The organism is Candidatus Pelagibacter sp. HIMB109 (assembly GCF_052048155.1).
Classification (GTDB): domain Bacteria; phylum Pseudomonadota; class Alphaproteobacteria; order Pelagibacterales; family Pelagibacteraceae; genus HIMB114.
On sequence record NZ_JBNAIK010000002.1, the window covers coordinates 168,440 to 176,351 of the forward strand.

At 22.9% G+C, this 7,912-nt stretch carries 7 protein-coding genes and 1 pseudogene; all 8 read right to left on the bottom strand.

Annotation, left to right across the window (positions count from 1 at the left end; translation table 11 throughout):
• Positions 1-22: 22 nt before the first annotated feature.
• Positions 23-871, bottom strand: a complete 849-nt coding sequence (lpxC, locus tag ACTTAQ_RS02565) for a UDP-3-O-acyl-N-acetylglucosamine deacetylase (RefSeq protein WP_440695282.1) — start codon at positions 869-871, stop codon at positions 23-25.
• A 55-nt stretch (positions 872-926) separates the two neighbouring features.
• A complete protein-coding gene (locus ACTTAQ_RS02570; protein WP_440695285.1) occupies positions 927-2,132 on the bottom strand; it encodes a cell division FtsA domain-containing protein in 1,206 nt (401 codons plus the stop codon).
• Positions 2,129-2,593 (bottom strand): cell division protein FtsQ/DivIB, encoded by a 465-nt coding sequence (locus ACTTAQ_RS02575; RefSeq protein WP_440695287.1) that lies wholly within the window; start codon positions 2,591-2,593, stop codon positions 2,129-2,131. The genes ACTTAQ_RS02570 and ACTTAQ_RS02575 overlap by 4 nt, the downstream gene beginning before the upstream one ends.
• Positions 2,594-2,781: 188 nt before the next feature.
• Positions 2,782-3,665, bottom strand: a pseudogene (locus ACTTAQ_RS02580) (D-alanine--D-alanine ligase).
• Between the two features lie 19 nt (positions 3,666-3,684).
• Positions 3,685-4,548, bottom strand: a complete 864-nt coding sequence (murB, locus tag ACTTAQ_RS02585; protein WP_440695289.1) for a UDP-N-acetylmuramate dehydrogenase — start codon at positions 4,546-4,548, stop codon at positions 3,685-3,687.
• Complete coding sequence (murC, locus tag ACTTAQ_RS02590; protein WP_440695291.1) at positions 4,548-5,939, bottom strand: UDP-N-acetylmuramate--L-alanine ligase; 1,392 nt, start codon at positions 5,937-5,939, stop codon at positions 4,548-4,550. Before murC ends, murB begins: the two co-directional genes overlap by 1 nt.
• Positions 5,940-5,978: 39 nt before the next feature.
• Entirely contained in the window at positions 5,979-7,088 is a 1,110-nt protein-coding gene (locus ACTTAQ_RS02595) for an FtsW/RodA/SpoVE family cell cycle protein (protein WP_440695293.1), read from the bottom strand.
• Positions 7,069-7,912, bottom strand: an 844-nt coding sequence (locus ACTTAQ_RS02600; protein ID WP_440695295.1) for a Mur ligase family protein, incomplete at its 5' end; no start/stop codon positions are given. The genes ACTTAQ_RS02600 and ACTTAQ_RS02595, both read right to left, overlap by 20 nt.

Here is a 7,912-nt window from a genome sequence, read left to right on the forward strand (position 1 = left end):
TTAAATTTAAAAAAATTTAATTTTAATAATCAAAAAACTCATAATTTTCTTTATTTTTAAAAACTTCTCTTAAAAGTAAAAGATTTAATTCATGCCCTCCACCATATGTTTCAACTTTTCCCCATATTTGATTTTCAGCTAAATAAAGGTCACCAATACAATCTAAAATTTTATGTTTAACAAATTCATTGGGATACCTTAAACCTCCCTGGTTTAAAATTTTATTTTCAGATACAATAATAGCATTATCTAGAGATCCACCCTTTCCTAATCCTAAAGAAAAAATTTTTTCTAGATCCTTTTGTAAACAAAATGTTCTTGCTAAATATATATCTCTGAAATTGTCTGGAGAGTGTGTATAAATTAATTTTTGTTTCTTAATAAACTGGTCGTTATAGTCTATAGTAAAATCTATAATTAACTTTTTTTCTTTAATTGGATTGATACAAATAAATTTTTCTTTATCTTCATATAAAACTTTTTTTTTTATTTTTATAAATTTTTGATTAGCATCTTGTTCTAAAGTACCAACTTTAAGAATCTCATCTAGAAAAATTTTTGCACTTCCATCTAATATGGGTATTTCAGACCCAGATATTTCAATTTTCAAATTTGTTATACCTAAGCTACTTAATGTAGACATTAGATGTTCAATTGTTGAAATAGTGATATTTTTATTTTTAATTTTAGTACACAACTGACTCACCTCTGCATTTTTCCAAGATGCTTTTATTTTTTTATTTTTTTTATAAAAAATAATTCCAGTGTTTTTTTTTTCAGGAGATAATTTTAATGATACAGGTTCACCAGAATGTAATCCTATTCCTTTAAAAATTATGGCTTTTTTAATTGTAATTTGCTTTTTGAACACTCAAATTAAATCTCAAATAAATCATATATAATCTACTCAATAAATATTTCTTATTTCAAGATTTTAAAAAAAGTGAATAAAACTTGCTAAAAAATCCAGATTTTTTTTTAACAAAACTTTTGATTTCATCTTTATTTGGAAAGAAAATTAGTTTTGCTATACCTAAACATACCATGTAGTCATGAAAGATATTAAATTCTGTATCTTTTATAGGAAAAGATTGTTTTGCATACTTTACAGATGTATTTAATTTTTTTGACAACTTCCTTTTAAAAATTGGTAATTCTGATCCTCCACCATTGATAATAATTTGTCTTGCAGATTTATTTAGAGACTTACAATAAATGATTTTCTTAAAAATATGTTCTATTATTTCATCAATTCTTGCATTTACTATTTTAATTATAATATCTAAAGAAGTTTTGGTTTTTTTAATCTCTGTTTCTAATAAACCGTTTATTTTACCACTTAAGATTTCATCAAAATTTAACTTAATTTTTTCTGCTAAATTTTTATCAATTCCAACTGCTTTCACAAGGTCATTGTTTATATGCGATGATCCTATAGGTATTATACTAGAAAATAAGATTTTAGAATTTTCAAATAAAGTTATGGATGTTTTATCAAAACCAAAATTAATATTTGTAAACCCTCGCTCCAAAGAATCTTGGTCTGCAGATAAAATACTATTTGCGAACGGAGAATAAAAATATCTTGTTACACTTAATCCTAATTTTGTAAATGCTTTATCAAAATTTAATATTATGTTTTTATCTAAACTTAAAAAACTAAAATTTACATCAAGAGTTTTTGATCTTAAACCAATTGGATTTTCAACATAATTATGTTTATCTAAATAAAAACCTGAATTTAAAAAATGAATAATTTTATGATTGGGTAAATTGTGATAAAATATATTAGTTGCTGAACTAATTAAATTTTGTAAATCTTTTTTTTTCTCAATCTCATATGAACCAATATTTCTACTTAATCCAAATGTTAGAAAATTGAAATTAAGCGAATTGATGCCTACAAAAATATTATTTATTTTAAATTTTAATTCTTTTTCAACTGTTTCTATACATGATTTAATTTTTGAACTAAATTTTTCGATATCAACTATATTTCCTTTTTTTATACCAGAAGAATAGATTGAGAATTTTGCGTGAATATCTATATAATTTTTTTCATTTAAAGAAATAACTAATAATTTAATTTTATACGAACCTAAATCTACAATAGTAATTTTTTCATCAATCATTTTACAATAACTGCATTCTCATTTCTTAGATCAATGTAAGTTAAATTTTGATTTTGACTCAGCATCATCTCTAAAATTTTAATTTGTTTTTCAATATCATAATATCTCATTTTAACATGAATATTATTTTTTAAATAAAGATCTAGTCTACCTAAGTTTAGTAAATGCAATTCTTTAATTAGAGAAAAAATTTTATTATCAACTATCCTATTATATATATTTTTAAAATATTTATTTTTATATTTGCCAGTTATAACAATTAAATCTAATTTATTATTTGTTTTAATAACCTTTTTACTTAATTTGAAATCCTCGTTAATTAAAAAAAAATGATCTTTTTTTTTTAAAACTGCAATTGGTTTATACTCTATTATAAACAAATCTATTTGATTTGGATATTTTCTTTTTATACTAAATTTTTTTAGCCATTGACTTTTATCAAAAAAATTTAGAAAGTTCATTTATACTAATATTATATAAATTTTTTTGAATTAAAAATCTTACTATATCATCCTTAATATTTTCTTCAAAATTTATATCCCCTATAAAATTAATTTTTTCTATTTTAAAGATATATAAATTATTTTTTTTATTATTTTGGTAGGTAGTAAAAAAAAAAAATAAAAAAAATAAAAATAAAAATTTTCTTTTACCTATTAATACTTGCATCTTTGATCATCCAATCGACTAATTTAATGAAACTTAAACCAAAATCTTGAGCAATCTCAGGAACTAGTGATAATTTTGTCATTCCAGGTTGGGTATTTATTTCTAAAATATAAATTTTATTATTTTGCATTACTCTAAAATCAGATCTAGTGACACCTTTGCATTTTAAAGATTTATGAGCTTTTAATGCAATTTTTTTAATTTTATTATGAAGTTTCTTTGGAATTTTAGGAGGAATGATATGTTTAGTCTTTGCCGATAGTGAATACTTTGCTCTGTAATCATAAAAACTTCTTTTTGGAATAATTTCTACTGAGCCTATTACTTTATTACCAAGTACGGCAGTTTGAATTTCTCTGCCATCTATATAAGGTTCTTGTATTAAAATTTTATATCTTTTTAAAAGTTTTTTAATATTTTTAATATTTGATACTGAGTCTCCTGTAAAAATTTTAACACCAAAACTCGAACCTTCATTAATTGGTTTTAATATAAATTTTGATTTTGAAATTTTATTTTTAATATCGGAAATTTTTTTTATAATTTTAAAATTTGGTGTAATAATTTTTTTTTTAAAAATATTCTCTTAGATTTAATCTTATCCATAGCTATTTCTGAAGCTTTTACTCCAGAGTGCGTATAAGGAATTTTTAATTTTTCTAAAATTTTTTGAATTTGACCATCTTCTCCGTATTTTCCGTGTAGACAATTAAATACAATGTCTGGATTTTTTTTTTTTATATTATTTTTTATATTTTTTATAGGATCATATTTGAATACTTTATATCCAATTTTTTTTATGGCATCATAACAAGCTTTACCTGATGCAATACTAACAGACCTTTCTCTAGATCTGCCACCCATTATAACAAGTATTTTTTTTTTATTTTTCACCAATAATTTTAATTTCTGGTTCTAATACTATATTAAATTTTTTCTTTACTTCATCAATTGTGAAGTAAATTAACTTTTCAATATCTAAACTTGAATTACCTTGATTTTCAATAAAATTACAATGCATTTTTGAAAACTTAGCCTTACCAAATTTTATTCTATCGCAGCCACTCTTTTGAATTAATTCCCATGCTTTAATTTTTGGATCTGGATTTTTAAATGTACTTCCTCCAGTTTTTATTTTTGAGGGCTGAGCTGCTTCCTTTTTGTTTTTTAAAAATTTAATTTTATCTTTAATTTTTTCTTTTGTACCATAATTTATTTGAAATACGACTTCTGTTATAATTAAATCATCTGGTAAATCTGTTTTACGATAAGAAAATTTAATCTCATTTTTTTTATATCTAACAAATTTTAAATTTTTCTTATTAAATCCTTTTACTTCCTCTACAATATCTTTAAATTCATTTTGAAAGCACCCTGCGTTCATTATAACACCGCCTCCAATAGTTCCTGGAATACAACTTAAGAATTCATAATTAATAATTTCATTATCTAACGCAAATTTTGATAATTGATTTTTTAAAACTGCAGAACCACAAATAATTTTATTATTTTTTATATTAATTTTTCTGAAATTTTTTCCTAATTTTATAATTGTTTTTTTACACCCTTTATCTCTAAATAAAATATTAGATCCTGATCCAATTGAATAATATTTTTCATTTGTATTTTTTTTTATATAATTAGTTAATTCATTTTCATCGTCGGGCGTAAAAAACTTATCTGCTTTTCCCCCAAGACCAAACCAACTATTTTTAGATAAGTTATAATTTGTCTTTAAATTATTCATTAAATTTTATTTGAAATATTCCTTATCCAATTACTAATGTTTCCTGCTCCCATAGCTATAACGACCTGGTTACCTATAAAATTTTTTTGCAAAAAGTTTTCTAGATCATCTTTTGAATTTGTTTGTATAACTTCTGTTCCAGATTTTATGAGTATGTCTTTACAAAATTTATTATAATTAAAGTTTTTTGTTTTTTCACCAGCAGAATATACTGGGCAAACTAAGACTTGGTCTGCATTTACAAATGACTTTATAAAATCTTTATATAAGGATAGAATTCTTGAAAACCTATGAGGTTGAAAAATTGCAATTATTTTTTTATTTTTAAAATTATTTTTACAAGCACTTAGCACAGCTTTTATTTCGGTTGGATGATGCGCATAATCATCATAAATAAATGAATTTTTATTTTTATAAATTAATGTAAGCCTTCTCTGGACACCAGAAAAACTAAATAATGATTTTTTAATTCTTTCAATTTTAATATTCAAAAGCAAGCCTACCGCAAAAGTTGCGGTTGCATTAAGAACATTGTGTTTTCCTAAAAGATTAATAAATATATTTTTTACTAACTTTTTTTTACCTGAAAAGTTTATAGAAATATCAAACTTCATCCCCATATCGATATTTCTGATATTTTTACATTGTAAATTTGCGTTCTTTGCAAAGCCATATGTTAAAAAATTTTTTTTATCTATTTCTTTAATTAATTTTTTAACATTTGCATCATCTATACAGACAATATTTTTCCCTAATAATGGAGTTTTGTTTAAAAAAAATTTAAAACTATTTATTAAATTTTTGGTAGTTTTGTAATAATCCATGTGCTCAATATCAATATTGCTGACTATTGAAAAAATACTTTTAAATTTTAAAAAACTACCATCTGACTCGTCTGCTTCAACAACAGACCATTCGCCCTTTCCAAGCGTAGCATTAGACTTGATAGAATTTATTATTCCGCCATTAACAATAGTGGGAAAAAATTTATTATCTTTTAGTAAATGTGAAACCAAAGATGTAATTGTAGTTTTTCCATGAGAGCCTGAAATTATTATATTTTTTTTTAAATTTATTAAATGAGCTAACATATCAGCTCTTTTAATTATTAATTTGTTACTTTTTTTTGCTAATTTGAATTCTTTATTATCAGGTTTTATTGCTGTAGATATTACAACAATATCCGCTTTTAAAATTGATTTGGTCTCGTGACCTTTAACAATTTTAACTTTGTTTTTTTTTAATTCTTCAATTACTTTGTTTGAACTAGTTAGATCACTTCCACAAACGTTATAGCCTAAATTTTTCATTATCAATGCTATCCCACTCATGCCAATCCCGCCAATGCCTACAAAATATATTGTACTTTTTTTGTTAATTTGGATTTTCATATAATTTTATTTAAATAAAATGCTTAATGTTTCTTTATTTTAATTCTTTATCTTTGTTAACGCTAAAATTATACCCATAATAAAAGAGCTGGTAATAATAGATGAACCTCCATAACTTACGAAAGCAAAAGTCATACCGGTTGATGGCAACAAATTAATTGTAACCCCAATATTAATAAATATTTGCAGTAGTATAATGGTAGATAAGGTAACTAGTGTATATTTTTTGAAGTTTGAAATTTCTCTCTGACAAATAGCAAAAACTCTCATGAACAAAGAAAAAACAATTATTAAAATTAATATTATTATTATAATTCCATATTCTTCACTTATAGATGCCAATACGTAGTCAGTATGAGACTCGGGTATTCTCTCTTTTAAAATACCCTCTCCAATACCTTGGCCAAAAAAACCGCCATGTTGAATTGCGTCTAAAGATTTTTCTGATTGATAGGAAATATCATTTACATTAATCCATTTTTCGAACCTTGAAATTATATATGAAAATTTTTGTTTAAAAACTATTAAGACAGAAGTCATAAGACCTGTAAGTAAGAAAAAAAAAGAAAAAAGTATGCCTAAATTTAATCCAGACATGAATACTAAAGTAAACCAGATAACTAATATAATTAATGATTGTGTATAATCTGGCTGTAAAAGAAGTATCAACACACAAAAAAAAGAAATGAAACCAGATAATAAAAATTTATAAGAAAATTTAATATCACTAGAAAATATACTTGATAAATAAATTATTAAAGACGGCTTTAAAAGCTCAACAGGTTGAAGGTTTAAAAAAATAAAATTTAACCATCTTTTTGACCCTTTTACTTCTACGCCCATTATTAATGTCAAAAATAAAAGAAAAAAAGATATTAAAAACAAAATTTTCCCAGATTGCTTATAAAAATTTTCATTAAATAGAGATGAGAAAAAAATTACTAATGATCCTAGAAATACAAATAAATAAAATTTGTTAACTAAAATATTTGGATCATTATATAATTTAGAAGATACAAAACCTAGAGTTGAATTTGAATTAAAAATTACTCCTAAGGTAATCCATGTAATCAGCAAAAACAAAATAATCTTATCGATGCTTGAAAACCATTTAAATAAAAAAGTGTTACTAATTTTTAAAAAACTCATAAGTATATTTTTTAAATTTATTACCTCTGTCTTCAAAATTCTTGAATTGGTCAAAAGATGCAGCTGCAGGACTAAATAATACTGTAAAATTTTTATTACTGTTTTTATTTTCTAAATAGTGTTTTTTGTAAATATTCTTTAAAACAGCTCCTAAGTTATCAAAACAAATAAATCGTATTTTTTGTTTTGTTAGACTTTTTTGAATAATATTATTTTTTTTTCCTAATATATAAATATCTACCAAATCTTTACTTAAATTTTTAAAATTGTAACTATCTCCTTTTTTTAATAGACCTCCAATTATAAGAATAATATTTGTATATTGCTGTATAGCAAATTTGGTTGCCTCAAAATTTGTAGATTTTGAGTCGTTTATAAATTTAAAATTATTTTTTTTATAAAAAAATTCAACGCGATGTGGAAGTTTGTTTTTAATTTGATTATGATAATTTTTATGAATTTTTACATTTTTTCCCAAAATATTTTTTAAAAAAATTTTATTCAAATTGGAAAAGCTTTTAATTTTATTTTTATTTTTTAATTTTGGAAATGAATTTTGATGGTAGTAGCCCCGTCCATTTTCTTTTAGAAATTTAAATATTTTTAATTTTATTTTTTTGTAATTTAATAATGTCTTGTGTCTTTCTAAATGATCAGGTGAAACATTTAAAATACAGGCTTTGTCTAATTTTAAATTTTTTGAATAGTCAATTTGGTATGAAGATAATTCAATAATACAAATTTCATCACTCGAAATTCTTTTATCTAATACTGGTATACCAAAATTTCCTAAAATTTTAGACTTTATATTGTTTCTATCTAAA